This window comes from Actinoallomurus acanthiterrae, from assembly GCF_054775715.1.
This window is the reverse complement of the sequence record NZ_BAAHCO010000001.1, coordinates 12,016,019-12,040,685: the sequence shown is the minus strand read 5'-3', so window position 1 is coordinate 12,040,685 and position 24,667 is coordinate 12,016,019. Positions and strand designations below refer to the sequence as shown.

General features: G+C 67.4%; 25 protein-coding genes and 4 tRNA genes. 9 read left to right on the top strand and 20 right to left on the bottom strand.

The window, feature by feature from the left end; translation table 11 throughout:
* Nucleotides 1-3: 3 nt before the first annotated feature.
* Nucleotides 4-639 (bottom strand): TetR/AcrR family transcriptional regulator, encoded by a 636-nt coding sequence (locus tag ACYVF7_RS56685; protein ID WP_460356572.1) that lies wholly within the window; start codon nucleotides 637-639, stop codon nucleotides 4-6.
* 61 nt (nucleotides 640-700) lie between these two features.
* Between ACYVF7_RS56685 and ACYVF7_RS56680 the strand changes: the two genes are divergently transcribed.
* Both ACYVF7_RS56680 and ACYVF7_RS56675 read left to right on the top strand, forming a co-directional pair.
* Nucleotides 701-1,684: an ATP-binding cassette domain-containing protein gene (locus tag ACYVF7_RS56680; RefSeq protein ID WP_460356570.1), complete on the top strand. Its 984-nt coding sequence runs from the start codon at nucleotides 701-703 to the stop codon at nucleotides 1,682-1,684.
* A 16-nt stretch (nucleotides 1,685-1,700) separates the two neighbouring features.
* The gene (locus tag ACYVF7_RS56675) at nucleotides 1,701-2,462 is read left to right on the top strand and encodes an ABC transporter permease (protein WP_460356569.1); all 762 of its coding nucleotides are present in this window, start codon (nucleotides 1,701-1,703) and stop codon (nucleotides 2,460-2,462) included.
* Nucleotides 2,463-2,626: 164 nt separating this feature from the next.
* Here the strand turns inward: ACYVF7_RS56675 and ACYVF7_RS56670 are convergent, their stop codons facing one another.
* Nucleotides 2,627-2,941, bottom strand: coding sequence for an EthD family reductase (locus ACYVF7_RS56670; protein WP_460356567.1), 315 nt, complete (start codon nucleotides 2,939-2,941; stop codon nucleotides 2,627-2,629).
* A 208-nt stretch (nucleotides 2,942-3,149) separates the two neighbouring features.
* Between ACYVF7_RS56670 and ACYVF7_RS56665 the strand changes: the two genes are divergently transcribed.
* On the top strand, nucleotides 3,150-4,169 hold the full coding sequence (locus ACYVF7_RS56665) for an AraC family transcriptional regulator (protein ID WP_460356565.1): 1,020 nt from the start codon (nucleotides 3,150-3,152) through the stop codon (nucleotides 4,167-4,169).
* Between the two features lie 255 nt (nucleotides 4,170-4,424).
* Here ACYVF7_RS56665 and ACYVF7_RS56660 read toward each other — a convergent pair whose 3' ends face one another.
* Genes ACYVF7_RS56660 through ACYVF7_RS56650 form a run of 3 tightly spaced genes read right to left on the bottom strand, consistent with a single transcriptional unit; the run spans nucleotide 4,425 to nucleotide 6,431 of the window.
* Nucleotides 4,425-4,568, bottom strand: coding sequence for a hypothetical protein (locus ACYVF7_RS56660; RefSeq protein ID WP_460356562.1), 144 nt, complete (start codon nucleotides 4,566-4,568; stop codon nucleotides 4,425-4,427).
* Nucleotides 4,565-6,181, bottom strand: coding sequence for a trypsin-like serine peptidase (locus tag ACYVF7_RS56655; protein ID WP_460358603.1), 1,617 nt, complete (start codon nucleotides 6,179-6,181; stop codon nucleotides 4,565-4,567). Before ACYVF7_RS56655 ends, ACYVF7_RS56660 begins: the two co-directional genes overlap by 4 nt.
* Before the next feature lie 46 nt (nucleotides 6,182-6,227).
* Nucleotides 6,228-6,431, bottom strand: coding sequence for a hypothetical protein (locus ACYVF7_RS56650; RefSeq protein ID WP_460356560.1), 204 nt, complete (start codon nucleotides 6,429-6,431; stop codon nucleotides 6,228-6,230).
* A gap of 289 nt (nucleotides 6,432-6,720) precedes the next feature.
* Here ACYVF7_RS56650 and ACYVF7_RS56645 point away from each other — a divergent pair, with 289 nt between their 5' ends.
* Nucleotides 6,721-7,485 (top strand): hypothetical protein, encoded by a 765-nt coding sequence (locus ACYVF7_RS56645; protein ID WP_460356558.1) that lies wholly within the window; start codon nucleotides 6,721-6,723, stop codon nucleotides 7,483-7,485.
* Nucleotides 7,486-7,584: 99 nt separating this feature from the next.
* Here ACYVF7_RS56645 and ACYVF7_RS56640 read toward each other — a convergent pair whose 3' ends face one another.
* Nucleotides 7,585-8,649, bottom strand: coding sequence for an LLM class flavin-dependent oxidoreductase (locus tag ACYVF7_RS56640; RefSeq protein WP_460356557.1), 1,065 nt, complete (start codon nucleotides 8,647-8,649; stop codon nucleotides 7,585-7,587).
* Nucleotides 8,650-8,716: 67 nt separating this feature from the next.
* Nucleotides 8,717-9,181, bottom strand: a complete 465-nt coding sequence (locus ACYVF7_RS56635) for a hypothetical protein (protein WP_460356554.1) — start codon at nucleotides 9,179-9,181, stop codon at nucleotides 8,717-8,719.
* A 51-nt stretch (nucleotides 9,182-9,232) separates the two neighbouring features.
* On the opposite strand from ACYVF7_RS56635, the gene ACYVF7_RS56630 reads away from it, so the two are divergent.
* Nucleotides 9,233-11,470 (top strand): DEAD/DEAH box helicase, encoded by a 2,238-nt coding sequence (locus ACYVF7_RS56630; protein ID WP_460356552.1) that lies wholly within the window; start codon nucleotides 9,233-9,235, stop codon nucleotides 11,468-11,470.
* A gap of 311 nt (nucleotides 11,471-11,781) precedes the next feature.
* On the opposite strand, the gene ACYVF7_RS56625 is transcribed toward ACYVF7_RS56630, so the two are convergent.
* Nucleotides 11,782-13,089 (bottom strand): M20 metallopeptidase family protein, encoded by a 1,308-nt coding sequence (locus tag ACYVF7_RS56625; protein ID WP_460356550.1) that lies wholly within the window; start codon nucleotides 13,087-13,089, stop codon nucleotides 11,782-11,784.
* Between the two features lie 355 nt (nucleotides 13,090-13,444).
* On the bottom strand, nucleotides 13,445-13,657 hold the full coding sequence (locus ACYVF7_RS56620; RefSeq protein WP_460356547.1) for a hypothetical protein: 213 nt from the start codon (nucleotides 13,655-13,657) through the stop codon (nucleotides 13,445-13,447).
* 101 nt (nucleotides 13,658-13,758) lie between these two features.
* On the opposite strand from ACYVF7_RS56620, the gene ACYVF7_RS56615 reads away from it, so the two are divergent.
* The 3 genes from ACYVF7_RS56615 (at nucleotide 13,759) to ACYVF7_RS56605 (ending at nucleotide 16,275) form a co-directional block, all read left to right on the top strand.
* The gene (locus ACYVF7_RS56615; RefSeq protein ID WP_460356545.1) at nucleotides 13,759-14,688 is read left to right on the top strand and encodes a LysR family transcriptional regulator; all 930 of its coding nucleotides are present in this window, start codon (nucleotides 13,759-13,761) and stop codon (nucleotides 14,686-14,688) included.
* A gap of 312 nt (nucleotides 14,689-15,000) precedes the next feature.
* Complete coding sequence (locus ACYVF7_RS56610) at nucleotides 15,001-15,342, top strand: hypothetical protein (RefSeq protein ID WP_460356542.1); 342 nt, start codon at nucleotides 15,001-15,003, stop codon at nucleotides 15,340-15,342.
* Between the two features lie 228 nt (nucleotides 15,343-15,570).
* A complete protein-coding gene (locus ACYVF7_RS56605; protein ID WP_460356540.1) occupies nucleotides 15,571-16,275 on the top strand; it encodes an SDR family oxidoreductase in 705 nt (234 codons plus the stop codon).
* 255 nt (nucleotides 16,276-16,530) lie between these two features.
* On the opposite strand, the gene ACYVF7_RS56600 is transcribed toward ACYVF7_RS56605, so the two are convergent.
* Together ACYVF7_RS56600 and ACYVF7_RS56595 are read right to left on the bottom strand one after the other, a co-directional pair.
* Nucleotides 16,531-17,814: a M48 family metalloprotease gene (locus tag ACYVF7_RS56600; RefSeq protein WP_460356538.1), complete on the bottom strand. Its 1,284-nt coding sequence runs from the start codon at nucleotides 17,812-17,814 to the stop codon at nucleotides 16,531-16,533.
* 542 nt (nucleotides 17,815-18,356) lie between these two features.
* The gene (locus ACYVF7_RS56595) at nucleotides 18,357-19,151 is read right to left on the bottom strand and encodes an SDR family oxidoreductase (RefSeq protein WP_460356536.1); all 795 of its coding nucleotides are present in this window, start codon (nucleotides 19,149-19,151) and stop codon (nucleotides 18,357-18,359) included.
* A gap of 220 nt (nucleotides 19,152-19,371) precedes the next feature.
* Between ACYVF7_RS56595 and ACYVF7_RS56590 the strand changes: the two genes are divergently transcribed.
* The gene (locus tag ACYVF7_RS56590; RefSeq protein ID WP_460356533.1) at nucleotides 19,372-20,256 is read left to right on the top strand and encodes a helix-turn-helix transcriptional regulator; all 885 of its coding nucleotides are present in this window, start codon (nucleotides 19,372-19,374) and stop codon (nucleotides 20,254-20,256) included.
* A gap of 174 nt (nucleotides 20,257-20,430) precedes the next feature.
* Here ACYVF7_RS56590 and ACYVF7_RS56585 read toward each other — a convergent pair.
* From ACYVF7_RS56585 to ACYVF7_RS56545, 9 genes are all read right to left on the bottom strand, one after another.
* Nucleotides 20,431-20,492 (bottom strand) — tRNA-Ser (locus tag ACYVF7_RS56585).
* A gap of 82 nt (nucleotides 20,493-20,574) precedes the next feature.
* A complete protein-coding gene (locus tag ACYVF7_RS56580; protein WP_460356530.1) occupies nucleotides 20,575-20,931 on the bottom strand; it encodes a hypothetical protein in 357 nt (118 codons plus the stop codon).
* On the bottom strand, nucleotides 20,928-21,395 hold the full coding sequence (locus ACYVF7_RS56575) for a hypothetical protein (protein WP_460356528.1): 468 nt from the start codon (nucleotides 21,393-21,395) through the stop codon (nucleotides 20,928-20,930). The genes ACYVF7_RS56580 and ACYVF7_RS56575 overlap by 4 nt, the downstream gene beginning before the upstream one ends.
* A gap of 110 nt (nucleotides 21,396-21,505) precedes the next feature.
* Entirely contained in the window at nucleotides 21,506-22,078 is a 573-nt protein-coding gene (locus tag ACYVF7_RS56570; protein ID WP_460356525.1) for a tetratricopeptide repeat protein, read from the bottom strand.
* Nucleotides 22,079-22,411, bottom strand: coding sequence for a DUF6247 family protein (locus ACYVF7_RS56565; protein WP_460356522.1), 333 nt, complete (start codon nucleotides 22,409-22,411; stop codon nucleotides 22,079-22,081).
* A gap of 295 nt (nucleotides 22,412-22,706) precedes the next feature.
* Nucleotides 22,707-22,783: transfer RNA gene (locus ACYVF7_RS56560), tRNA-Phe, on the bottom strand.
* 24 nt (nucleotides 22,784-22,807) lie between these two features.
* Nucleotides 22,808-22,882 (bottom strand) — tRNA-Asp (locus ACYVF7_RS56555).
* A gap of 34 nt (nucleotides 22,883-22,916) precedes the next feature.
* Nucleotides 22,917-22,989 (bottom strand) — tRNA-Glu (locus ACYVF7_RS56550).
* Nucleotides 22,990-23,085: 96 nt separating this feature from the next.
* The gene (locus ACYVF7_RS56545) at nucleotides 23,086-24,648 is read right to left on the bottom strand and encodes a metallophosphoesterase family protein (protein WP_460356519.1); all 1,563 of its coding nucleotides are present in this window, start codon (nucleotides 24,646-24,648) and stop codon (nucleotides 23,086-23,088) included.
* Between the last annotated feature and the right edge of the window lie 19 nt (nucleotides 24,649-24,667).

Sequence of the window (24,667 nt, the reverse complement as noted above, 5' to 3'; positions counted from 1 at the left end):
TGCTCAACCATGCAGCGCTCGGCCCTCGTTCGATCGACGCAGCATGATTCCATTTTCGAAGGTGCGGATGACCGTCGCGGTGACGCCGTGGCGGGGTAGGCGTCCGCTTTCCGCCTCCTCAAGACCGGTGTAAACCAGTGCCCAGAGCGCGTGCCTGATCCAGACGGGGCTCACCTCCGGGTCGAATACCCCCTCATCCTGTCCCCGCCGGATGAGCGAGACCACCGCGTCCTCTAGTGGTGCGTCGGTCTTGGTCGCCCCGTAGGTCTCCAGCACGCGCGGATCGCCGAACACGAACATCAGCCGGTCGCCGACCTCGACCATCGCCGCCACCAGCCGGCGCATGGCCTCCAGTGGCGGTCCGTGTTCGATCGCGGCCTCGGTGGTGGATGCCGTGATCATCTCGACCGAGTCGTCCACCGCGGCTTTGATCAGCGTTTCCCGGTCCGGGAAGTAGCGGTGCAGGGTGGTCCGGCCGACCTCGGCGGCATCGGCGATCTCGGCGAGTGTCGCCGACCAGTTGCGGGCGAGCACTGAGGAGGCCGCGCTCAGGATGGCGCGGCGCGTGCGGTTGCGAGTTCCCGCCTGCGTGTTTGCGGTGCCGCTCATTTCGGACAGCTTACAGTTGCCGATCTTCATCTGGAACGCTAGCGTCCCCTTATGGAACATCGATGTTCCATAAAGTCGACGAGGGGTGCTGATGATCCACGCCGAAGGTCTCGCCCGGCACTTCCGGGTGAGAAAGCGAACCATCGAAGCCGTCCGGGGCATCGACCTCCAGGTCGAGCCCGGTGAACTGGTGGCACTCCTCGGGCCCAACGGCGCGGGGAAGTCGACGTTGCTGCGCATGCTCACCACCCTGCTTCCGCCGACCTCCGGCCGGGTGCGCGTCGCGGGCCACGATGTCCTGACCGATCCCACCCGGGTGCGTTCGGCCATCGGCTACGTCGGGCAGAAGAGCAGCGCGGGCGAGAACTTCCTGGTTCGAGACGAGTTGATCACTCAGGCGCGCAGCTACGGCCTGAGCAGGGCGTACGCTCGTCAGCGCGCCGACGAGGCGCTTCATCTCCTGGATCTGCAGCCGCTGGCCGCCCGTAAGCCGGCAACCCTCTCCGGCGGGCAACGTCGGCGGGTGGACGTGGCCATGTGCCTGCTCCACCATCCCCGGCTGCTGTTCCTGGACGAGCCCTCCACCGGTCTCGATCCGCAGAGTCGCGCCAACCTGTGGGAGCACGTCCTGCGCCTGCGCGAACAACACGGCATGACCCTCTTCCTGACCACCCACTACCTTGACGAGGCCGACCGGATGGCCGAGCGGGTGCTGATCATCGACCGCGGCCGGATCATCGCCGACGGTACGGCCGAGGGGCTGAAGCGCGAACTCGCCGGCGACCAGGTCGTGGTCACCGTCGCCGATCCGACGGAGGCGGCGACCGCCACCGTGGTCGCCGAACGGATGCCCGCGGTCGCCGCGGTGGAGACCGACGCGACGACCGTCCGGCTCCGCGTACCCCGCGCCGAAACCGCGCTACCCGAGTACCTGCGCACGCTCGACGCCGTCGGCATCGATGCCGTCACCGCCGAGACCCGGCGGTCCACTTTGGACGACGTATTCCTGACCCTCACTGGACGCAGCCTGCGCGAAGGCGACGAGACCGATCAAGACGACGGCAACCATTCCTAGGGCGGAGAGCCGCAGCATGGTCAAGTTCTTTCGAGACAGCGCGATCGTGTTCTCCCGCGAATTCACCCCCGAACTACGCCAGCCACTCAGTCTGATGTTCTCGATGACCCAGCCTCTTTTGTTCATGTTCCTGTTCGGCTGGCTACTGAAGGGTGCGAGCGGATACGGCGCCTCCAACGGTTCTTCCTGGCAGTGGTTCGCGCCCGGCATCCTGGTCATGATGGGCCTGTTCGGTCCGATGGCGGCTGGGCATTCCCTGCTGGTCGAACTGATCGGCGGTGCGACCGAGCGGATGATGGTCACGCCCCTCAGCCGCACCGCGATGCTGATCGGCCGGACCATGAAGGAGTCGGTGATCCTCCTCGTACAGGCCACGCTCATCGTCGCACTGGCCCTACCCCTGGGATTTCGGCTCTACCCCGCAGGCGCGCTGGCCGGGCTGGCGCTGCTCGTGATATTCGGCATCGGTCTGAGCGGCCTGTCCTTCGCGCTCGCGATCGCCGCCCGACCCAACGGCACCCTCTTCTGGACCGTCACCCAGGTGCTGACGTATCCGTTGCTTCTCCTCTCCGGCGTGCTGCTGCCGATCGAGGACGGTCCCGAATGGCTACGGGCCATCGCCAAGCTGAACCCGATCGCCTACCTCGTACGCGCCGAGCGCGCTCTCTTCGCCGGTAAGCTCGCCGATCTTTCTGCCCTGTACGGCCTGATCGCCGCCTGTGCCCTCGCGGCCGTCGGGCTCTTTCTCGGCACCCGCAGCATGCGCCGCGGGGTCTAGTCTCAAGATCCTGCGAGGGGGCGGCTTACGCCTGCATCAACGCCTTCCCTCGGTGATCGCCGCCGAAGTCTGAAGCGTGTGGGGGTGGGCCGGGAGGGGGACCTGCCCCCTCCCGGCCATTGGTCACCGCAGTGACGACGGGACTGAAATCCGTCCTGTTCGGCCTAGGCGTCCTCGAGGACTTCCGCGAATGCGATCACAACGCCCCCGGTGGCGTGCTCGCGGGTGGCGGCGACGAGGGGACCCGCCTCCGCGGCGGCGGCGCTGGCCGCCGCGTAGTCGGCGAAGTACAGGTCCAACAGCCGGTACGCCGGAGTCGGGCTGCCGTCCTCCTTGGGCCAGACCTTCGACGTCTGCAGCCGGGTCAGGCCGGGGAGCTTGCGCGCCAGCGCGAGCTGCTCGGAGTAAGCTGCCTCGAAGGCGTCCGGGTCGGTGGGGTTGGAATAGACGAAGCTGATTTTGGTCGGCTTTTCCGTCATGGACGATCTCCTGGTTGTTAGTCTCGGTCGATACAAGCGAGCAGGCCCAAGCTTGGGCGATGACGTCAGGCGAACTTTCGCTAGCACGGCCGCTTCTCGGATAGAAGAAGTCGGCACATGACAGAGCGCCCAGCGTGGTCCAAAATCCTGCCGTTTGTTGGCCCCACTCACTGTTTGTTGATCGTAGTTAGAGGAATGGGCAGCGACCATGACCGCTCCGCCGGGAAACTTTGCTGATCGTCCAGCGACGTCAGCGGATTTGCTCGGATCGCCGCATGAGCTTGCCGATCCGTCGGCGCTTGAGGATGCCGCGCTCGGCCTCGACGCAGATAGCCAGTCGCACGATTTGCTCTCGGAGTTGCTCCGGAGGGTCCGTCTGAGCGGAGAACGGATCGTCGCGTACGCTCCGCCGCGGACTTTCTCGATCGGCTTCGTCGATATCGGCAGCCTGCACATCATCGAAGAGGGCGAACTCGTGCTTCGGGTCGACGGAGACCCGCACGCCGAGCACGTAAGCCGCGGCGATGTCGTCCTGCTCCCACGCGGCGACCCGCACCACATCAGCGACGCGGGCAAGCGCGTGCAATCCACCGTGCGTGCCGGCGCGGCCGAGAACGACGCACCAGGGCCGGCGCGCTGGCTCTGCGGAACATTCACGATCGGCGACCCGCGGGCGAGCCACCTGCTCGGGAGCCTCCCGGCCGTGATCATCCTGCGTGGCGCCCACGGCCCAGCGCTCGAGGGGCTCGAAGTCGCCCGCAGGATGCTCGTACTCGAGATGCAATCGCCCTCTCAAGGATCGGCGGTGATGGTCGCCCGCATCCTCGATCTGATCTTCATCCAGATTCTGCGCGCCTGGGCCGCCGGCACGGACGCCGAACCGAACTGGCTGCCCGGTGCGCTCGACCCGCAGATCGGTCTGGCCTTGAGCGCCATCCACCGAGACCCCGGCCACGACTGGATGGTCGAGGAGCTGGCCCGAGCGTGCAACCTTTCCCGGTCGTCGTTCGCCGCGCGGTTCGTCGCTCGCGTCGGGATGCCGCCGGCCGCCTATCTCGCGCACGTACGCCTGGACGCCGCCACCGACCTGCTGCGCGACACCTCCCTTCCGGTCGCGCTCATCGCGCAGAGGGTCGGCTACACGTCGGAGGCGGCATTCAGCCGCGCGTTCAAGAACCGCTACGGCACGCCACCAACCCGCTGGCGACGAGACCTACGAGGAGGCTGATGCGCATTCGTGACCGTTGTGCCGGTGCGTTGCCAGATCTCCGCGAAGCCGGTGCTGTCGATCGTGATTGGTGCGGGAACGTGGTTCGGCACGCAAGGCGTCCAGGCATCGGCGGGTGTTCGCCAAGGCTAGGCGGCAGAGCTCTTCCCAGCCTCGTACGGCCTCGCTGGTGCCGAACCTGACATCCCATTGGCAGGCTAGTGGTCAAATGCCGCTTTTGCGGACTAATGGGGCTTTTGTCGTGGACGGCCGCGTTCACCGGCAGAGGTCCTGCGTCGCCGTCTTCACGTTGATCTGCCCTGGCGAGCCGCCCGGGCCGGGCGAACTCGGCTGCGACGTCGGGGCGACCGTGACGTCCCGTACGCCCGGCCAGGACGAGCCGCCGAGTCCGCCGGTCATTCCGGTGGTACGAGCATGACCTCGGTACCGATGCGGTCGGCACGGGTGTCGACGTACATCGTCGTCTCGCCGTCGGACCACCTGATGATGAGGTCGTCGGCCAGGCCGTTGGCCGTGTAGCCACCGGTGGACATGACCGTGTCGTGGGTCCACAGCTTGTTGGGGTCGTAGATGCGCTGTTCGGTGCCGAGGCCGGAGGCGTTCGTGCCCACGTAGTTGTCGAGTTCGCCGTCGACCCACCGGACCATCAGGTCCCATTTCTGGTTGCCGGCGAACTGGCCGCTGGTGAGCAGGGTGGCGTTCCTCCAGGTGCCGTTGGGCGGTTCGAGCTGGGTCTCCTGCCCGAAGGTGCCGGCGCCGACGTGACCGTAGAGAGTGAGTTCACCGTCGATCCAGCGTACGACCAGGTCGGTGACGTAACTGTCGGCCACGAAACGGCCGGCGGCGATCTGGACGGCGTCCTTCCAGACGGAGCCTTTGGGGGCCATCTGTGTGCCGTCGTTGTTCAGCCCGCGGGTGCCCACGTCCGGATAGAGGGTGACCTCGCCGTCGGACCATCGGACCAACAGGTCGAACTGGTTGCCGCCGGCGAAGTCGCCTCCGGTGATGGTCTCGGGATGGGTCCACAGTTCGCTCGGCGCCAGCAACTGCCGTTCGGGGTTGAACCCTCCCTTGCCATCGCCGGGATAGAGGGTGACCTCGCCGTCGGACCAGATCACCAACAGGTCGCTGTGCCCGGTTCCAGAGAAGTCACCGGAGGCCATCAGCTTGGCGTGTTTCCACAGACCGCCTCCGCCGGGCAGCTTGGGGCTGTCGCCTGGCGGATTGTACGGCGGCTTCGGGCCTGGAGCACGGTCGGCGTTGGCGTCGTTGTAGAGGTCCACGGCGTCCTTGCCGTAGATCGGCGCGTAGGTGATCCAGTCGTCGTCGGCGTCGTTACCGCCGCCGTTGTAGCCGCCGACGTTTCCTATGACCTTGTTGCCGTCCTCGATCCACGGGCCGCCCGACACACCTCCGTAGAAGCCTTTGCACAGCATCTTCATCTGCCGAAAGCCCGACAGCCGCGACGTGGCGACATCGCAGTACAACGCCTGGTGCTGGGAGTTATGGCTGCCGGGGTAGCCGATGACGCGGACGTTGTGGTTGAAGCTGGTCGTTGGTGTGAAGGTCAGTGCCCCGACGACCTCCTCGGCATCGCCCTTGTCGTTGGCGCCGACGCGGACGAACGCCAGGTCCAGATCGGACACGGCCGCTTTGGTGTTCGCCTGATACCGGGGGTCGAGGTAGGTCTTCTTCACCGGGAAGACGCCGTGGGGCTGATCGGCAGCGGTCTTGGGGTATCGGTACTGGGGAACGAAGATCGCATGTGCGGCTCTCGCGATGCCGACGCCGCAGTGTCCGGCGGTCAGTACCAGGTCGTGCTTGTCGCTGTGCACGACACTGCCAGTGCAGTGCGTATCGCCCGTTTCCGGATCATTGAAGAAAAACGTGCCCACCTGCGGTATGCCGCCGTAATACGTGCCCGTTTCGGTGTCCGGTGGCGGGGGTGCCAGGCGCCGGTGAGCGGCTGAGGCGGTGCCGCGCTGAGCATCGACAGGGACGGCTTTGGCCATCCGCTCGGCCGTCCAGTACTTCTCGTCCTCACGAAGCGTCGCCCCGTCATCCCTGCTCGGTTTCCCGTTGCCCGGCATGGCCGATGGTGCGGGGACCGATGCAGGCGGGGAGGCGCCGGGCCGTTGCGTCTTCGGTTTCCGCACCGGTGGTTTCGTGGCGGTGGCGGGTGCCGAGGCCGTTGGGGTGGGTGGCGACGCGGTGCTGATCGCGGCCCTGGCCGGCCCGATACTTAGCAAAATGCTCGCGCATACGCTCACGCTCAGTATCGGGAACCATCGAGAACGCAATATTGACTCCCTGGTGCGGTGGCAGAACAAGGCAACGCCCCCGTCGGCCGCCGTAAGCTCGACACGATACGTGACGCTAGCGTCATATCTTCGTTTACGGAAGTGGGATGATCATGAGGCATTCCAGCGCGACCATCGCGGCGGTGCTGTCCCTTCCGGTTACGCTAGGTTCGGTCGCTATCGCATCTTTCGAACCTCCACCGCTGGCCTTCGGCGTGGTCCGCGTTGCCCGCCCCGGTGATTCGCTCACCGTGACCATGGACGCGGGGCGGATCGTCGGTAACAATCACGACAAGGTCGTCTCGGCGGTGTTCGTCAAGCCCGGGATAATTCGAATGCACAACCCGGTTCTGACCACCGTGGTGACCATCAAGTGTGACGCCGAGCCCGGCACTTATCCCGTCGGGATCAGCGCGGGCAATGCGGCGACTCCCGCACGTTGGGCCAAGGTTCGTGTTCCCTCGGTCGATGAGGCCGTAAGGGAACAGTGCCGCGCGAAGGTGAAGAAGCTGCCTCCCGATCCGCAGGAAGAACAGTGGCCCGCTGACCGGCCGTGGCCACAATCAGACTGGGACGTGCGGAGCTTCCGTCCCGGTGACCGCATCCTGGTCACCGACAACGATGACGAAGGACACGACGGCGAACTGATCCTGGTCTCCCCGGCCTTCGCTGACGCCCCTGTACTGCGCGGAGCGAAAGCGGTCCTCACCACGACTGCCACCATCCGCTGCGACGCCGAACCTGGGCTGTACGCCGTCTACCGGTACAGGAACGGTCGCAAGCGAGAGATGTACGACCGCCACGTGTGGGCGCGTTTCCGGGTCGGACCCGCCCGGCCTGGCACGGGCGACTGTGGCACCAGGCACGCGACGCCCGCCGCAGCCCGTACGGGCGGCCACCGCAGCGGCGGGAACATCACTGCCTGGGCGGTCGGTGGCGCACTGGTGACGGCGGCCGGTGCGGGTGGGCTGGTCATCGTCCGGAGGGCACGGTTGCGTCGCAGGAGCCACATCTGAGGCGCGGCTCCCTCGCCGACGCGGTCCCCGTAGCGTTCCGTCCCGTCCACCGGCAGGGATTCGTGTGTCTCCACGCGTGCGCGCGGTCCGCAGGTCCGCTCAGGTGAGGAGTTTCGCGAGCTGGGCCATCTCGGTGGGTGGGTCGATCACCGGCTGGATGAGGAGTTCGTCGATGCCGGCCTGTTCCAGGGTGGCGATGCGGGCGCGGAGGTCGTCGCGGGTGCCGACCAAGGCCAGGGTGTTCATCAGCGAGGGCAGGATCAGGTCGCGGTCCTGGGGTGCGATGCGTCCGAGGTAGCCCGGGTAGAGCTTGGTGTGCCGGTCGGGCGCGGTGGCGGTGGTGCCGCGTCGGTCGAGGAGTCGCTGCATCGCTGCGCGTTCGGCGGGGCCGAGTTGCTCGGCGAAGGCGGGTGTGTCGGCTGCGGTGTCGGCGGCGAAGGCCAGCAGGGACAGGACGAGGTGGCCGGTCGCGTCCCGGGCCGCGTCGCCGTGGGGATCCTCCTTCTCGTCGAGTATGTGCAGCGCGGTGACCACGTAGGAGTCCGTACGGGATTCGGGGTCGCGGGGTGTGCCGTGGGCCGCGTGGCGGCGGGCGTCGTGCAGCGCGTGCCAGGCGGTGGGGTCCAGCAGGCCGAAGGAGATGAGGCCGGTGCCGCGGCGGCCGGCGACGGCGGCGGCCTTCGGCCCCAGCGCGGCCACGACGAACTCGATCGGGTCTGCCGTGTTCACGTGCGCTCCGGCGTGCAGGAAACGGACGTCACGGACCCGGTCACCTTCGTGGTACTCGATGGCGCGTCCGGCGCACAGGTCCTGCAGTGCGGCGGTGAAGTTCTCCAGCGTGGCCGCCGTGGTCGGCCGCATGCCCAGCGTGCGCCGGGCGGTGTTTCCGGTGCCGACTCCGCAGATGATCCGGCCCGGCGCCAGGGCGTTGAGGCTGGCGAACCCGCTCGCGGCGGCCGGGGCCGAGCGCAGCGCCGGTGAGGTCACGCCGATGCCGAGCCTGATGCGGCTGGTGACCTTCGCACACAGGCTCAAGGCGACGAAGGGGTCGCCGTGGACCATCGGGGTGTCGTTGACCCAGAAACTGTGCAGGCCCAGTTCCTCGGCCTGTACGGCGAGGTCCTCCACACCGGGGTGCGCGGTGACCACGACGCCTGCACGCATCAAACCCCCAAGGAACAAGGGATCGAATCGACCTTGCCCAGCATGACAGGTCAACAGCTCAGCGCGTTCACCGTGAGGGGTAGACAGGGGCGGTGGTGATGACCAGGAGACAGTAGGCGCGGTAGACACCGGCGTGGGGGTCTGCCGGGTACAAGCCGATGGCGGGCTGGCCGTTGGCGCGGGTGGGTACCACGCGGTAGGCGCGGCCGGGGCGGAAGGTGGCGGCGGCGTAGACGCGCCGCGCTGATTCGATGCCGCGATATTCCATCATGGCCGGGGGCATGGAAAGTCTCACGTCGGTGACGAGCAGTTCGATCAGGGCGTCCAGGTCGGCGCGTTCCAGGGCGTCGGTGAGCCGGGCGACGAGCCGGTGTTCGGCGGCGGTGTCGGGTTGGCGTGCAGGACTGCGGCTGATCGCGCGCCATGGTCTACCCGCGGGGACGGCCTCCCCTGCGGCAAGCTGACTGGCGCGAGCACGCATCCGCCGACGCCAGCGCGCGTCGGAAGCCAACATGTCCGCGATGTCCTCCATCTTCGCAATTCGCGCCGATCGCCGGTTCCGATGCGTAGACTCTCGACCACTTTGGCACGCACAGCGGAACTGACGAGTGAAACGGCGCCTGCGAAGGCCGAGCTCCGCGCGGGAAGGGCGGCCCGCGCTATCGTCTCCGATGGCCGCGCGGTCCACGACGCCATCGAGGCGGTCCTGGCCGCGCCGGGGGAGTCCCGCGAGATCGCGCGACGGGCGTACGAGGTGGTGCGCGATCAGCTTGTCACCGGCGAACTGGACACGATGCCGGTGGACCGGCTCCGGGAGCTTATCCAGGGCCGGGTCACGTTCGCCCCCGTCAGGGACGCCGGCATCGACACAGTCGGCGCGGTCCTCACGACCGGCGCAGAAGCACTCAGGCGAATCCCCCGAGTACGCCGGAAGACGGCCAAGCGGATCATGGCCGCCGCATGGCAGATGCGGGAGTCCGTCGAGGAGAGCACCCGCGTCCGCATCGAACCAGACGCCCGTACCCCCGAGCAGACCGCTCTCATCGCCGCCTTGCGCCGCTACGAACGCACCAGGTCCGTGATGAAGGGCCCGGACCCGGGCCCGCTGGCGGGTGAGCTCGGGGGTTACCTCGGCCCTGCGGCACGCGGCGCGAGCCGCTGGGGAATGCTCTTCACATTCTCCAAGCGGAAGAGGCAGGAAGCTCGTGACGCACTCGTCCAGCTGGACGCCACCCTGAGTTCCAAGAAAGTCACTGCGGTACGCAAGCGCCTGTCCACAGCCGAGTCCCGGCTGGAGAAGGCCGGAAAGACACCGAGGGCTGCCCGGCTATGGAGCGATTACCTCGCCCGCCCGGTCATCTACAACGGCCTGTTGATCGAGGTTGGGGGGCTCGACCCGGTCAAAGAGGCCGGTCAGGGATTCCTCCCCGCCGATATCGCCGAGCAGGTCCGCGTGTTCCCCCTCGACCAGTCCCGCCTCAAGACCTCGCTGCGTGGCTACCAGCTGTTCGGCGCGAAGTTCGCGCTGGTTCAGGAGCGGGTGATTCTCGGCGACGAGATGGGCCTTGGTAAGACGATGCAGTCGCTCGCCGCGATGTGCCACCTCGCGGCCAAGGGCGCGACGCACTTCCTGGTCGTCTGCCCGGCGAGCGTGGTCGTCAACTGGACTCGCGAGGTTGAGCGGCACACGCTGCTGGAGGTCCGCCGCGTGCACGGGCCTGGCGAGAAGCGGGAGGCGACCCAGCAGGAGTGGGCGGCCAGGGGTGGCGTGGCGGTCACGACATTCGAGGTGCTGCGCGCCATGCCGGAGGACCTGGACGTCTCTGTGGCGATGATGGTCGTCGACGAGGCGCACTACGTGAAGAACCCGACTGCGCTTCGCACGCAGGCGGTCAGCGAATGGGCGGCGCGGAGCAGCCGGGTGCTGTTCCTGACGGGGACGCCGATGGAGAACAAGGTGGGGGAGTTCCGAGTGCTGGTCGGGCACCTGCGCCCGGAGCTCGCCGAGAACCTGGACATACCGGACGGGGCGCTGGACGGCACCAAGTTCCGGGAGGCTGTGGCACCGGTCTACCTGCGGCGCAACCAGGAAGACGTGCTCAGCGAACTTCCGCCGCGGCTGGAGACACAGGAATGGGTGGCACTCGAGGGACCGGCGCTGCGGGCGTACCAGAAGGCGGTCCTCGCGGGGAACTTCATGGCGATGCGCCGGGCGGCGTTCGGCCCGGGGACGGTGAAGGGATCGCCGAAGCTCCGGCGGCTGGTGGAGATCGTCAGCGAGGCCGCGGACGGCGGGCGCAAGGTCGTGGTGTTCTCGTACTTCCGCGACGTGCTGGACACGGTGACACAGGTACTGGGCTCCGGGCGTCATGGCGTCCCCGGCGTGCATGTCATCGGCCCGCTGACCGGGGACATCCCGCCGACGAACCGCCAAGCGATGGTGGACGAGTTCACTGCCGCCAAGGGGGCTGCGGTGCTGGTCTCCCAGATCCAGGCGGGCGGCGTGGGCCTGAACATCCAGGCCGCCTCGGTGATCATCATCGCCGAGCCGCAGCTGACGCCCTCGATCGAGGAGCAGGCGATCGCCCGCGCGCACCGGATGGGCCAGGTGCGCCGCGTGGACGTGCACCGGCTGCTGTGCGGGGACAGCATCGACCAGCGAGTCCTCGAGCTGCTGGCGGACAAGCGCGAGGCGTTCGACGAGTACGCGCGCCGCAGCGACATGGCGAACGCGACGCCGGACGCGGTGGACACGGGCTCCGAGACCGAACTGCGGCGCCAAATCGTGGCCGCGGAACAGAAGCGCCTCAAGGCGGCGTGACCCGCAGAGCTTTCGTGGCCGCACGTCGTCGCGTTCGATGAACGCTCAGCGCGGGGAACGTCCGGCGCGACTTCCGCGTCGTTCTCGACCTCGCTGGCCTGGTGGGCAAGGAGTGGACGCCTTGGGAGCTGCGGCACAGCTTCGTATCGCTGCTCTCCGCCCATGACGCACCGATCGAGAACATCTCCCGGTTGGTCGGGAACACCAACACCGTGGTTACGGAGACCGTCAATCGCAAGCAGATACGGCCGGTGGTCCCAGAGAGAGCGATCGCGATGAACGACATTTCCCTGGTGGATTCCGAGCCGTTGTCACCCAGGTGTAGAACGCCCGGTCCCGGTGCGATGGGTGAGCCAGCCGGCCATCGCGCGGACGCCGACGCCGATGGCGTGCTCGTCCGGATCGAAGGCGCCGAAGTGCGGGTACGCGGTGGTGATGTCCGCGCCGGGCCGCCGGACGCCGAGGAAGCTGAACGTCCCGGGGACGCGGCGGAGGAACAGTGCGAAGTCCTCGCCGCTGAACGGGATCGCCGCGTGCATGGTCGTGACGGCCGGACGGCCGAGTCGGCGCGCCAGGTAGTCGCGGACCTCCCGTCCCGGACGCGGCGGGCACACCATCGCTGGGAACGCGTCGGCGGGGAACTCGATGCGGGCGTCCGGGTACCGGCCGGTCAGGCGACGCAGCTGGTCGCGGATCTCCGGGACGCGCTCTTGCGGCCAGCACCGGTACATCGCGCGCACCTCGACGTCGCCGTTGGCGTCGGGACGCGCGCCGGCCCTCATCCAGACGAACCGGGCCAGCGGCCCGTGCGGCGTCTCCACCTCCCGGATGAGCCGTTCGAGGTCGGCGGACGTCTGCGGAAACGCGACCGTCGACAGCGCGCTGATGTCGGCGACGAGCCGCTCGGCCCGGTCGGGCGCATCGGGCCCGGTCAGCGTGATGCTGCCGTGGTCCAAACCCGGCAGCCCGGTGCGCGGCGTGACCGAGAACGTGCCGACCGGGAAGGGACCGCAGTGCAGCGCGTGGATCTCGTCCGGCCTCGTCCGCTCCAGCACGCCGTCGGAGATCATCGCCTGCGCGCCGGCGAGGGCCTCCTCCCCCGGCTGGAAGAGGAACACCACCCGGCCGTGGAGCCGGGTCCGTAGGCGCGCCAGCACTTCGGCGACCCCGACGCCGATCGTGGTGTGCAGGTCGTGGCCGCACACGTGCGCGGGGTCCGGACCGCCGTTGATCTGCGAGTCTGGCGGCACGGCGTCCATGTCCGCCCGGTAGGCGATCGTCCGGCCTCGCCTCTTGCCCTGTAGGACGCCGACGACCCCGTGGCCGCCCACGCCCGTGGTCACCTCTAGGCCGGCGGCGCGCAGCCGGTCCGCGACCAGGGCGGCGGTGTGGACCTCGCCGCCCGACAGTTCGGGGTGGCGGTGGATGTCGCGGCGCATGGCGATCACGTCGGCATCGAGCCGTCCGGCGAGGGCGTCGATCTGACCTTCAAGCTTGGACGGCTCGGCCGCCTGAGCTGGAATGCCGGTGGTCAAGACGCCTCCCGCGCCGAGCGCGACAGCGCTGCCGAGCACGCTCCGGCGGGTCAGGGCGGGGTTTCCAGGGCGGCGATCAGTCATGCCCCGGACGCTACGGCTCCCGGGCCACGCCCTCGATACGGTCAGGCACCGTCCGGGGATGTACTCAGGTCCACTGTTCCGGTCAGCGTCAGGCCGCCAGGCGTCGCGGTGACGTGGTCGGGGACGACCCAGTCGGCCTCGCCCAGCTCGCGGGTGGCCAGCAGGTACCCCTGCGGTTCTCGTCTGGTGGCGGGAAGATGATCAGGTCACGGCGCACGGCGCACGGCGCACGGCGCGCGCCACCGGTTGCCGCCAGGGAGCGCGGAGCACGGGATTGCCGCGCTCACCACCGCCACCGCGTGCGGCGGACCTGACCACGGCGAGCGTGGGGGCGCATGCGCCGGTCGGTGGGCGGTCAGGATGCGGTGGCGATGGTGAGCGAGCTCGCGGCGAGTTGGGTGAAACCGCCGCGTAGACGACGAACGCGCCGGCCCTCTCCGGCACCGAGGGAGGGGGCCGGTGCCGTGATCTTGCCGGTCGCCGAGACGCCCTGTTTCACGCCGCACCTACGGGGCGGCACGGTCTCCGGAAAGGCGGCGCGGCGCTCGGGGAACGCGTTCGCGGTCATGTCTCCGGTATAGCGCGAAGCCGCCAGGGCAGCGGACTAGATTCACGAATGGTGAATCGAGGGGATGTATCGGACACTCGTTGGCGACTACATTGAGTGACGTGGAACTACGGCAGCTAGCGTCGTTCCTGGCGGTCGTCGAGACAGGGCAGTTCGCCCGCGCCGCCGCCCGGCTGTTCCTGTCGCCGCCCGCGGTGACGGGCCACATCCAGCGGCTTGAACGTGAGCTGGGCGTTCAACTCCTCGAACGCTCACCGATCACCCTGACACCGGCGGGCGAGCGCCTCGTGCCACACGCCCGTACGATGCTCGCCGCAGCCAACGCCGCCTCCGACGCCATCAGCGATCTGCATACCGACGAAAATCTTCCGCTGCGCGTCGGGGTGATGGCCCCCGGCTCCGCCGAGTTGACGCCCGCCATCCTGCGTGCCTTCCGTAAAGCGCGGCCGAACACCCCACTCAGCGTCGAGGGCATCACCTTCACCGAGCACACGACCGCTTTGATCGAGCGCAAGGCCGACGTTGCGTTCGTACGCCCGCCGCCCGACGACGAGCGTCTCCGCGTCGACGTGCTCACCACCGAACCCCGCGTGCTCATCGTGCCGTCGGCCGGTCCGCTCGGTGACGCGGACGCCGTACGCCTGAGTGATGTGCTCGACCTGCTCTTTGTCTGTATCCCGGAGGGTGCGCCTCGGGTGTTCACCGACTACCTGTACTTCTCCTCGGCCCGCAACGGCATCCCGCCGCGCTGCGGCGTCGGCGAGGTGGCGAGCATCCAGGACGTGCTCACGAGCGTGTCGGCCGGGCAGGGGACGGGCGCCGCGCTGCAGTCCTTCTCGCGCCTCTACCGCTGGCCCGGCATCAGCTTCGTGCCCGTGATCGACGCGCCGTGGGCGCAGAGCGCGCTGGCCAGCCGCCGAGACGACACGCGCCCTCAGGTCCAGGCCTTCCGCGCGCTGGCCGCGCGGCTCGCCCGTGAACTCGGACCCAGGCTCGCGTCCGCATCCGAGCTGATCAGGTCAGAGGTGTAGCTTCCTGCCCAGAGCCGATGCCGTGCTTCGCGCTTTCAGGTGGCGTCTCGCCGTCAGGCCCCAACGCTTACGAACTCCCCGGCTGCCCATCAAACCGCTGTACGAAGGTCACGCGCTAGGACTCAGTTCAGGCATACCCGCTCCAACGGCGCGGGCCGCAACCGTTCGCCGAACGCCGGCAGGTGCCGGCTGTCGCGAATGCACCGACCGGATGCCGGGCTTCGGTGAGCTGCGTGAAAATCGGCGTAAACCTTTCTGTGTATGCCCACGTCTTGTTATGTGAAGGCTACGGAGGCTTTGGAAGGAGCCCTAATGCTCAAACGAGCGATCGCGGCCGGAATGACCGCAGCGGGTATCGCCGCCGTGTCGGCGGGGATGGTCGCGTCCCCGGCGCACGCGGATGTCAACTGCACTCCCGACACATTCTTCGTTCTGCACGCATCGAGCACCAACGGCGGCACGCCCATGAGCGAGTGCCTCGAAGGACACAACGTCACGTACGACATGGGCTTCGCCGTCGACCTCATCCGGGCCGGTAACAACAGCGGATACCTCGTCCGAGCGAGTGACGGCAGGCACGTGCGCTTCAGGAACTACCAGGAATTGTATTTCGGTCCGGCTGGAGTAGTGTTCGAAGGAATCCACTTCAACTGATATTCACGTGGCGGCGCTCCGCGTGCTCCCGCCGCCACGTACCTTTTTTGTCGCGCACCTGAACCTCATGATTACCGCATGAGCTTCCTGAGAACGGTGCGAGTGTCGATAATACGCCCCTGCAGGTCATGTGGCGTGCTGGTATTCAAGTTCCCCACCGCTCGTCTGGCGCGGCGTTCTGGTACACGTTGAATCATGACGGATTTGATTGAACTGACCGGCCGGACGGTGATCGTCACGGGCGCGTCGTCCGGGATCGGTGAAGCCACCGCGCGGCTGTTGCACGCCGCCGGGGCGTACCCGGTACTGGCCGCGCGCCGGGCCGACCGGCTGGCCGCGTTGAGTGAAGAACTCGACGGGACGCTGGCGGTGCCCACCGACGTAACCGACGCTACGCAGGTGCGCGACCTGGTCGCGGCCGCACTGGACCAGCACGGGCGAATCGACGGCCTGGTGAACAACGCCGGTGCCAGCATCCAGGGGCCGATCGCCGACATCGATATCACCGAGTACCGCAAGATCCTCGACCTCAACGTGGCGAGCGTGGTCGACGTCACCCAGGCGGTGCTGCCGGCCATGCGCGAGCGGGGTTTCGGGCGGATCGTGAACGTCAGCTCGGGCACCACACGCCGGGTCGCGACCGGGGTGGGGGCCTATGCGGCGACCAAGTCGGCGGTGAACATGATCAGCTCGGTGTTGCGAGAGGAACTGGCCGCGGACGGGATCGCGGTGTCGCTGCTGCTGCCCTCGGTGACTGCGACCGAATTCGGCGACGGCATCTTCAAGGATGGCGTGCCACCCCGGCCGGGCATGGTGGTTCATCGACCGGCGTACGTGGCCGGCATCGTGCTCCGGCTGCTGCGCACCGGCGAGGACACCTTCGACATCCCACACGGCCCCGAGCAGCCCGACATCATCCGCGTATCTGAATAAGGTCACGCGGATGGGGTTGAGGCCGAAGGGCACGCAACCGCGTACGCGGGAACGCTAGAGCGACGGTGGTCGACCCGGGTTGGTGTGGTCAACGAGGTCTCCGGATATGAGGTTCTTCTTGGTCGATGAACCCTCTTACCGGAGGCTTCGCCAGTCAGGCATGGCGAGCAGCAGCGCGCGGGCGCTCGGGTCGTGCTTCATCAGGGCCAGGAAGATCCGTGACCGCATCTGATGTGTCGAACCATACGTACCGCCTCAAGATTCGTAGTGGGCGGCGCGGTAGGGGGCGGCAAGCTCCACCGCGATCTTCCCGTACGCGGGGGCCAGTTCCCTTTCGATGGCCTCGACTTCTTGAGCGGTCAGCGAGATTTTCGGTTCGACGGCAGCGAGTTCGCGCAGCAGGTCGATGCGCAGGTGGGTCGGCGGGTGGCTCGCGTCGACCCGATGTTCGGCGATGGCGGAGAGGCGGCGCCGACGCTCAAGCTCGAGGTCTGGAATCCGGGCGATGAGTTCCCGCTGTTTGTTCCACAGTCGGACTTCTTGTGGGAAGGCGGCCTGATAGCTGATGGCGGGGAGCAGGGTTCCTTCGATCGTCCTGACCTTGTCCAATGCGTCGGCCGCGGCCGCAGGAGACGCGGCGGCGGCCGACAGTCGGTCGGCCAGGTATTCCGCGCGCTGACCGGCCCGCAAGGTAAGCATGGATAGTGCCAGGTAAGTGGCGGCCACCGGTAGTCGCAGCAGCCACTTCACGAGTCTCAGGGCAAGACCCAGCATGGCGATGAATGACCCGGCGTAACGGACCTCCCACCCCCGATCGCGCCGAAGCAGGGAGTACAGACGCCGCAGGCTCTCCAGGGCCGTTCCCACAACCAGCAGGTGGCGACTATCCCCGTTGACGCCATGTCCGAATTCATGTCCGAGGACGCTGAGCCGTTCCTGCGGGGACAACGAGTTCCACAAGGGGAGCCCGATCGTGACGATCCGTCGGCGTCGCAAACCGACGGCCGTGTAGGACGCGTTGAAGAGGCGATCGACGACGATCACGTCGACCGGCCGAGCACCTACCTCTTCAGCGACACGGTCCAGGAGCCGATAAAGCTCCGGCGCGTCCGGTCGCGTCAGCAGCATCTTGCCTTTGGGGATACGGCCGAAGCGCGGGCGGATGAAAAACGCGATGGCCAACAGCAGCAGGCTCAGCGCGAAGACGGGAAATACCGGAGACACCACGCTCGCCGTCACCGCGGTCACAACAAGAGCCGCGGTAAGCAGGTGGACGCCGCTGGCGATCAGGTACGAGGCGATACGGGCCGCGTCCCAGCCAGGCCGGGACACGCCGTCCGCGCGAAGGTCTTCATAGAGGGAGACGACCAATCGATCTGAGGCACGATCCAAGCGACGGCGAACGAAACCACGTCGCGGTCGCCCGAAATCATCGGTCAGGTTCCAGTTACACGCCGGGCACCACGTGCGGTAGCCCTCATTCTCGACCACGACCTGCTCACACTTTGGACACGTCGTCGCCGCCGCTTCAGTCGACATGCCCGGAATCATGTCCTAACCAGAAAGCCGCGAAAAGGCGGGCCCCGGTTCGAACCGCTCCATAAGCGGACGAGCGCCTCGCAACTCGCTGGCCGGGTCGTGGCCAGCACCGCGCCGACTGGCCAACCTCGGTCACGCGCGCCTGGCAGATCGAGGAGTGCGACCGCCGCTGCCGACTTCGTACCGCCAATTGTTCGAGGTCGCGGCGTTGTGCCGGTGGGTTGCGAGATCTCCTCTGAGTCGGTGCCATTGTACGTGGGTCCGGTGCTCAGCTCGGCGATCTGTCTGCGACCGTGATGCCAGAAGCGGACGGTCGCTTGCCTCGCGGTTGTCGTCACAAGAAAGCCCCGAGACGCGATGTCTCGGGGCTGTTTCAGCAGGTCACGTGTGGTGGGCAGGGGCGGGGTCGAACCGCGGCGGCCGGAGCGTTGCCGGGAGACGGTCGCCGCAGTCGGGGCCGCACGCGCACGACCAAACGCTGCACGCGTTCGGTAATCCCGGTGTCGGTTCGTTGGCGTCGATGATGTCCTCGCCTAGGCGGCCTACGCGGTTGTGGCGATGCCGCCGTCGACGGGGATCACGGCGCCCGTTAGGTATGCGCCTGCCCGGCTGGCGAGGAACACGGCGACACCCGCCATGTCATCGTCGCGTCCGATCCGGCGTAGTGGGGCCGACGCCGCGATCACCTCGCCGAACTCATCGAGCGTTGCAGCCATCATCGTCGACGGGAACGGTCCCGGCGCCACGGCGTTCACGGTGACGTGCTGCGGTCCTACTTCCCTGGCGAGCACTCTGGTGAGTTGATGCAGCGCGGCCTTGCTGCTGGAGTACGAGTAGTTGGGCCGCTGGGGGATGTGGATGGCGGCGATGCTGCCGATGTTGATGATCCGCGCGGGATCGTCGGCGGTGCCCGCCCTGTGAAGTGCGGGCAGCAACGCCTGGACTAGCCAGAACGGCGACTTCAGGTTGAGGTCGACGACCGTGTCCCAGGCCGCGTCTGGGAACGTCGCCAGCGGCTCGTCCCACATGGCGCCCGCGTTGTTGACGAGGATGTCGAGACGCTCCGCGTCGGCGGTGACGAGGTCGGACAGTCGCCGACACTCGTCGTGGCGGGACAGGTCGGCGGGGATGGCCCGCACCTCACCGAATTTGGACAGCTGCTCCTGCGCCTGAGCACACGCTTCTGCGTTGCGTGAGCTGATGACCACGCGGCCGCCCGCCTGGAGAAGGCCACGCGCGATCATCATTCCGATGCCTCTGGTGCCACCGGTGACGAGCGCGCGCTTTCCACTCAGATCGAAAAGCTCTGCATGCGTTGTGAATTGGTTGTCTACCACTTGCGGTCCTTCTAGGTGTACGGGAGGGCTTGGCGGAGGATCAGCAGGTCGATGTGTTCGACGCCGAGCTTGCCGGCTGACTTCTCGAAGCTGTGCAGGGTCTCTCTGCCTTGCTGGGTCCCTCCCATGAAGCCCGTATTCGTGCGCGGGTGGGAGTTACTGCTCTTCCGGGTAACGGCAGTACCTCCCAGCACACCGCCGCACGACCTACGGTGGTGATGTGACCGACAGCGAGAGGCATGAGCAGGCCGACGAGGTGCGGGAGTTCCTCAGTACTCGTCGCGCCCGCATTACGCCGCAGCAGGCAGGGCTGCCCGTCTTCGGTGTCAATCGACGTGTGACCGGGTTGCGCCGGGAGGAGGTGGCACTGCTGGCCGGGATGAGCATTGACTACTACATCCGCCTCGAGCGCGGGAACTTGAGCGGCGCCTCGGACTCGGTGCTGGACTCCTTGTCCCACGCACTTCAGCTCGACGATGCCGAGCGGGCCTACCTCTACGACCTGGCCCGCGCGGCCACGGCGTCCGAGCGCCGACCACCCGCTGCGCCTGGGCGGATCCGACCGGTGATTCTGCGGATGCTCGACGCGATGACCGACCTGCCGGCCTACATCCGCAACGGACGGTTCGACATCCTCGCCGCCAACTCTCTCGGCCGGGCTCTGTACGCCCCAGTCTACGATTCCCCGTTGTTCGCGCAGCGTGGTCCCGTCAACACCGCGCGGTTCCTGTTCCTCGATCCTGGTTCCGCCGATTTCTGGTCCGAGTGGGAGAAAGCCGCCAACGACTCGGTCGCCTTCCTGCGCACCGAGACCGGCCGCTCGCCGCGAGACAAGGGCCTGACGGACCTGATCGGCGAGCTCTCCACAAAGAGCGACGAGTTCGCCCAGCGTTGGGCTAGGCACGACGTGAAGTTCCCCCGCTCCGGCGTGAAGCAACTCCACCACCCGCTCGTCGGGGACCTAGCCCTGCCCTACGAAGCCCTCGACCTGCCCGCTGACCCCGGGCTCTGTATCACCGTCTACTCGCCCGCGCCCGACTCACCCGAACGCCAGGCACTCGATCTTCTGGCCAGCTGGACCGGCTCGACCGCACTTCAGCGCTGACAATCGTCACCCCGCTAGCTAAGAGCGAGACAGCGGCGCTACGGCACGCAAAGGCAAGGACGACGGCCCCACCGGAGCCCGGCACCGGCGGCTTAAAGGGGTAACTGAGACCACAAGTGAGACCAGAAACGCCCCGAGCTATTCCGCTCGGGGCGTTTCTACTGGCCTTAGAGGTGGGCAGGGGCGGGGTCGAACCGCCGACCTTCCGCTTTTCAGGAGTAGCAACCACCCTGCTCACGGGCTCCAGGCTGAGGTGGATGCTGGTCTCGGCGTGTCGGCGGCTGCTCACCGTTGTCGACGTTGCCGTCACGGTTGCCGTCAGCGGTCGGTGTCCTTGGGGTGGCGTGGGGATGCGTAGACGATCCACACCGTGCGGTCGTCATCGTTGATGACGTAGCGCACGCGTCCACCGCTGGTGACCTCGTACTCCCATTGTTCGAGGTCACGGCCATTGTGCCGGTGGGTTGCGAGATCTCCGCGGAGTCGATGTTGTCGCTCGTGGTTGGTGCGGGAACGTGGCTCGGTGCGCAGGGCGTCCAGGCATCGGCGGGTGTTCGACAGGGCGAGGCGGCATAGCTCTTCCCACCCCCGTACCGCCTCGCTGGTGCCGAACCTGACATCCCATTCGTCATCTGGTGGCGGGACTGTCGCACTGTCTCCGCGTTTGGGGCTCAAGGCGTGACCTCGACCGGACCGAAGTCCCCGGAGGTCGGCTGAAGCGCCTCCTCGTACTGTGTGCGGTCCGCCTTGATGCGTGCGGTGGAACGCCAGCCGATGATGACCTCTTGGGCATTCATATCCAGGTCGAGTTCGGCCGCATCAGACAGCGCGTCGACCAGTTCCACGGTGAAGGCGCGCACCTCTTCGGTGCTGAGGTGGCGTACCCAGGGGAACACGTCGGGCATGGCGAGTAGTAGTGCCCGCGCACTGGGATCGTGTTTCATGAGCGCTAGGAAGATCCGCGACGCGGTCGTCAGTGTCTCGTCTCGCTGCTCTTCACGGTCGGCGGCCGTGAGGTAGAAGTCAGGCGCGTCGCGGTGGGTGACCCGGAGTCGACCGAGGCGTGCGGCGCGCTCAGCTACTGACTTGGGATTGCGGGAGAGATCGGAGAAGGTCACTGCGTCCGCGGTGGTGCTCATGCCGCCAGTATATTCAGATCGTGTTCTGATGTCCCTGGTCGGCGAGCCAGTAGGTGCTTGGTCGGGGTGGGGACGGCGAGGCGGTCTCCGAAGCCAACCCTGAGCGGTTCTCATCGTCTCTCGAGCCGGGCGATGTCCTGGGTGGCTTCGGCGTCGCCCCTCGCTGCCGCTTGATGGTACAGGTCCAGCGCTTCCTGTGGCCGGTCGGTCTCCTCCAGGAGCACTGCGAGGTTGTACATGATGTTCGTGTTCGCCGCGTAGTCGTCGTCGCCTATGACGTCACATGACTCGGCTCGCTTGTCCAACGCGCGGCGATGCCAGGTTTCCGCCTCTTCGCGGCGCCCGGTTTCCTTGAGCAGGCAGGCGAGGCGGTTGCGTGCGGCTGGGTAGTTCACTTCGGCGGCGATCCGGTAGCACTGCTCTGCTTCTTCCAGCAGGCCGTCTTCTTCAAGGAAGAGCAGGTACACCTCGCGCTGTTCTTCTAAGACGAGGTAGGTCGCAAGACCGAGTTCGCCGAACTCGTGGGTGAGCATGTTGCCTCGCGGATTGGCGGGGTTGAACGGCTGTCCGCTCCAGGGGGCCGTCTCGAGCAGGGTGAACAACTCGGCGAGTGGGCGGAGGGCTTCCTGCGGAGCGGCCTTGATCTGGTCCTCGGCGACCGGGTCCAGGCTGAGGCGATACACCTACCGACCGCTCTCACGCTCGGCGAGGATCTCGCGCCACGGTCTGGTCTGAGGAGCCGGTTCCCCGGCGAGAATTTGGTGGGCTCGGGCGTGCATGCGGCGGCGGCCCTCGGGGTCACGTGTCGAGTCGCAGGCCGATATCCACCAGCGATGCACGAAGTCGTTCAGGACGCCGAGATCGAGGTTCACCCTGACCTCGTCCAGGACCGCCTTGAGGCCGGCGTCGAACGCCTCACGGTCTTGGGGTACCACCAGGGCGGCCCGGATGGCGCGCAGGCTCTTGGCTGGATCGGGAGCTGCACCAGGGACGAAGTCGTGTGGCTGTGCGGTCATCCTGGCCTCCTTTCCCTGCTGTAGAGCTTACAGAGCTCAACCGAGACAGCCGACGGTTCAAGCAGTCCTGGAGATGCGGTGACGTGGGACTACGGCACGAACCGGAGGAGCAACCAGTCGGACTTGCTGACCGCCTTGCGGGTGGAGTCGATCAACTTAACGATCTCCAGGCGTGGCGAGCCACGGCTGGTCCGCGATGGAAACGTCAGGAGCGGACGGCCGCTTTCGGTGGCGGTTGCTGTCACAAGAAAGCCCCGAGATTTGGAGTCTCAGGGCTATTCCTGCAGGTCACATGTGGTGGGCAGGGGCGGGGTCGAACCGCCGACCTTCCGCTTTTCAGGCGGACGCTCGTACCGACTGAGCTACCTGCCCGCACGGCGCCGAACGGCGCCTCAGCGGTCCTGACGGGATTTGAACCCGCGGCCTCCACCTTGACAGGGTGGCGAGCACTCCTAGCTGCTCCACAGGACCTTGCTTCTTCTGTAGTACCCCCGGAAGGATACCGTGCCCCCAACGGGATTCGAACCCGCGCTGCCGCCTTGAAAGGGCGGAGTCCTAGGCCGCTAGACGATGGGGACTCCGACGGACCTGGCCGCCGTTGCCCTTGGCGCCTGCCGTCGGGGACTCCGTCAGCATAGGGGACAACCGCCCCAACCACCAAAGTGATTCCCTCCCTACCGCGGGCGGCCCGCCTGGGACGGGCGTGGTGAGGGGTTGAACGGGGTCGGGGTGAGTGGTGATCCCGACGGTGATTGTGCAGGTGACGGCATGATCGGGCGGTCCGGTTTGGCCTCCAGGGTGCGTTCGATCTGGGCGGAGGTGAGACCCAGGCCACCCAGTTTGATGTCGTCCCAGCCCTGCAGGCGGTGGGTGGCCCGGTTGAAGTACAGGACCGACATCTCGATCGGGGTGGGTTGTTCGTGTTCGAGGCCGCGTAGGCCGGCGCCGCCGGTCGAGCCCTGGATGAAGAGGCGGGTGCCGCTCGGCAGGAGCCGGGTGGAGCGCTGGTGGGTGTGGCCGGCCAGGATGAGAGGGGTGGTGCCGTCGAACGCCGCTCCCTCGTTCGGGTCGTGGGTGAGGACGATGTCGGGGGTCTTGCCGAGGTACTTCAGCCTCTGTACCGCGGTCCGGCCGTACCCGAGCATCTCCTGGGCGCCCACCAGGTCGCCGCGGGTGGTCTTGTCGGGGGTGAAGCGCGGATCGGGGGTGCCGAAGATCCGGAGGCCGCCGACGTCCGCGATCTGGTCGTCGAGGACAACGGCGTTCTTCTGGCGGCGTACGGCCTTCTCGATCGAGACGGAGTCGTGGTTGCCGCGGATGAAGACGTACGGGATCTTGAGTTTGCTGATGGTGTTCGCGAACTTGTCCTCGGTCTTGGTGCCGTGGTCGGTGAGGTCGCCGGTGTCCATGACGACCTGGATGTGGAACTGGCTCACGACCTGGCGGATGACGCCCCAGGCGACCGGGTTGAGGTGGATGTCGGAGACGTGCAGGACGCGGATGGTCGTGGGGTCCGGTTCGTACGTCGGCAGGGTGGACGTGACGTCGTACAGGCGGGACATGTTGCCGACGAGCCGGGCCAGTTGCTCCCGGTAGGCCCCGATGCGCGACACGATCGTCTTGGCGTCGCCGACGACCTGGGGGGCGCTGGCGAGGATGCCGGTGAAGCGCGGCTCGGCGACCGACTCGGGGTTGAACGTCAGGCCGCCGATCAGGCCGACGACGAGCAGGCCGCTGAAGGCGCTGACGGTGGGCCACAACACGCCCCGCCAGCTGCGGAAGATGAGGAAGCCGGCGAGCGCCGCGCACGCGAGGGCGGCCACGGTGGCCTTGACCGCCATGACGACGAACGCGTGCCGTACGTCGCCGCCGATCGTGTCGGAGAGGCGGTCGAAGGCCGCGGGGTCCTCGATGAGGGTCTTGGCGCGCTCGGGGCGGAGGCGGGTCACCTGGGCCTCGATTCGTACCGGGCCGGAGTGGCTGTCCAGGCGCAGTGTGCCCAGCGGGGGGATGTCGATGACCGTGCCGCCGGACGTCGAGGGATGCAGCGCGAAGTTCACGTCGGCGGGGCCGACGTCGGTCTGGGCCTGCCCGCCGACCAGGAGGCCGATCCAGCCGCCGATCAGGCCGACGGCGATGACCGCCGTGACGCGTCCGGCGAGGCGCACGCGGCCCCGTGACGTGAACTGCCGCAGTTCGTTCCATGCTCGGGTCAACACGTTGGTACCTATGCTCATCCGTACCTCCTCCACGCAC

What these genes read in the sequence shown, in the direction of transcription:
- ACYVF7_RS56685 (WP_460356572.1), bottom strand. Translation starts at nt 639, where the DNA reads ATGAAGATCGGCAACTGTAAGCTGTCCGAAATGAGCGGCACCGCAAAC.
- ACYVF7_RS56680 (WP_460356570.1), top strand. Translation starts at nt 701, where the DNA reads ATGATCCACGCCGAAGGTCTCGCCCGGCACTTCCGGGTGAGAAAGCGA.
- ACYVF7_RS56675 (WP_460356569.1), top strand. Translation starts at nt 1,701, where the DNA reads ATGGTCAAGTTCTTTCGAGACAGCGCGATCGTGTTCTCCCGCGAATTC.
- ACYVF7_RS56670 (WP_460356567.1), bottom strand. Translation starts at nt 2,941, where the DNA reads ATGACGGAAAAGCCGACCAAAATCAGCTTCGTCTATTCCAACCCCACC.
- ACYVF7_RS56665 (WP_460356565.1), top strand. Translation starts at nt 3,150, where the DNA reads ATGACCGCTCCGCCGGGAAACTTTGCTGATCGTCCAGCGACGTCAGCG.
- ACYVF7_RS56660 (WP_460356562.1), bottom strand. Translation starts at nt 4,568, where the DNA reads ATGACCGGCGGACTCGGCGGCTCGTCCTGGCCGGGCGTACGGGACGTC.
- ACYVF7_RS56655 (WP_460358603.1), bottom strand. Translation starts at nt 6,181, where the DNA reads ATGGCCAAAGCCGTCCCTGTCGATGCTCAGCGCGGCACCGCCTCAGCC.
- ACYVF7_RS56650 (WP_460356560.1), bottom strand. Translation starts at nt 6,431, where the DNA reads ATGCGCGAGCATTTTGCTAAGTATCGGGCCGGCCAGGGCCGCGATCAG.
- ACYVF7_RS56640 (WP_460356557.1), bottom strand. Translation starts at nt 8,649, where the DNA reads ATGCGTGCAGGCGTCGTGGTCACCGCGCACCCCGGTGTGGAGGACCTC.
- ACYVF7_RS56635 (WP_460356554.1), bottom strand. Translation starts at nt 9,181, where the DNA reads ATGGAGGACATCGCGGACATGTTGGCTTCCGACGCGCGCTGGCGTCGG.
- ACYVF7_RS56625 (WP_460356550.1), bottom strand. Translation starts at nt 13,089, where the DNA reads ATGACTGATCGCCGCCCTGGAAACCCCGCCCTGACCCGCCGGAGCGTG.
- ACYVF7_RS56620 (WP_460356547.1), bottom strand. Translation starts at nt 13,657, where the DNA reads ATGACCGCGAACGCGTTCCCCGAGCGCCGCGCCGCCTTTCCGGAGACC.
- ACYVF7_RS56610 (WP_460356542.1), top strand. Translation starts at nt 15,001, where the DNA reads ATGCTCAAACGAGCGATCGCGGCCGGAATGACCGCAGCGGGTATCGCC.
- ACYVF7_RS56600 (WP_460356538.1), bottom strand. Translation starts at nt 17,814, where the DNA reads ATGTCGACTGAAGCGGCGGCGACGACGTGTCCAAAGTGTGAGCAGGTC.
- ACYVF7_RS56575 (WP_460356528.1), bottom strand. Translation starts at nt 21,395, where the DNA reads ATGAGCACCACCGCGGACGCAGTGACCTTCTCCGATCTCTCCCGCAAT.
- ACYVF7_RS56565 (WP_460356522.1), bottom strand. Translation starts at nt 22,411, where the DNA reads ATGACCGCACAGCCACACGACTTCGTCCCTGGTGCAGCTCCCGATCCA.
- ACYVF7_RS56545 (WP_460356519.1), bottom strand. Translation starts at nt 24,648, where the DNA reads ATGAGCATAGGTACCAACGTGTTGACCCGAGCATGGAACGAACTGCGG.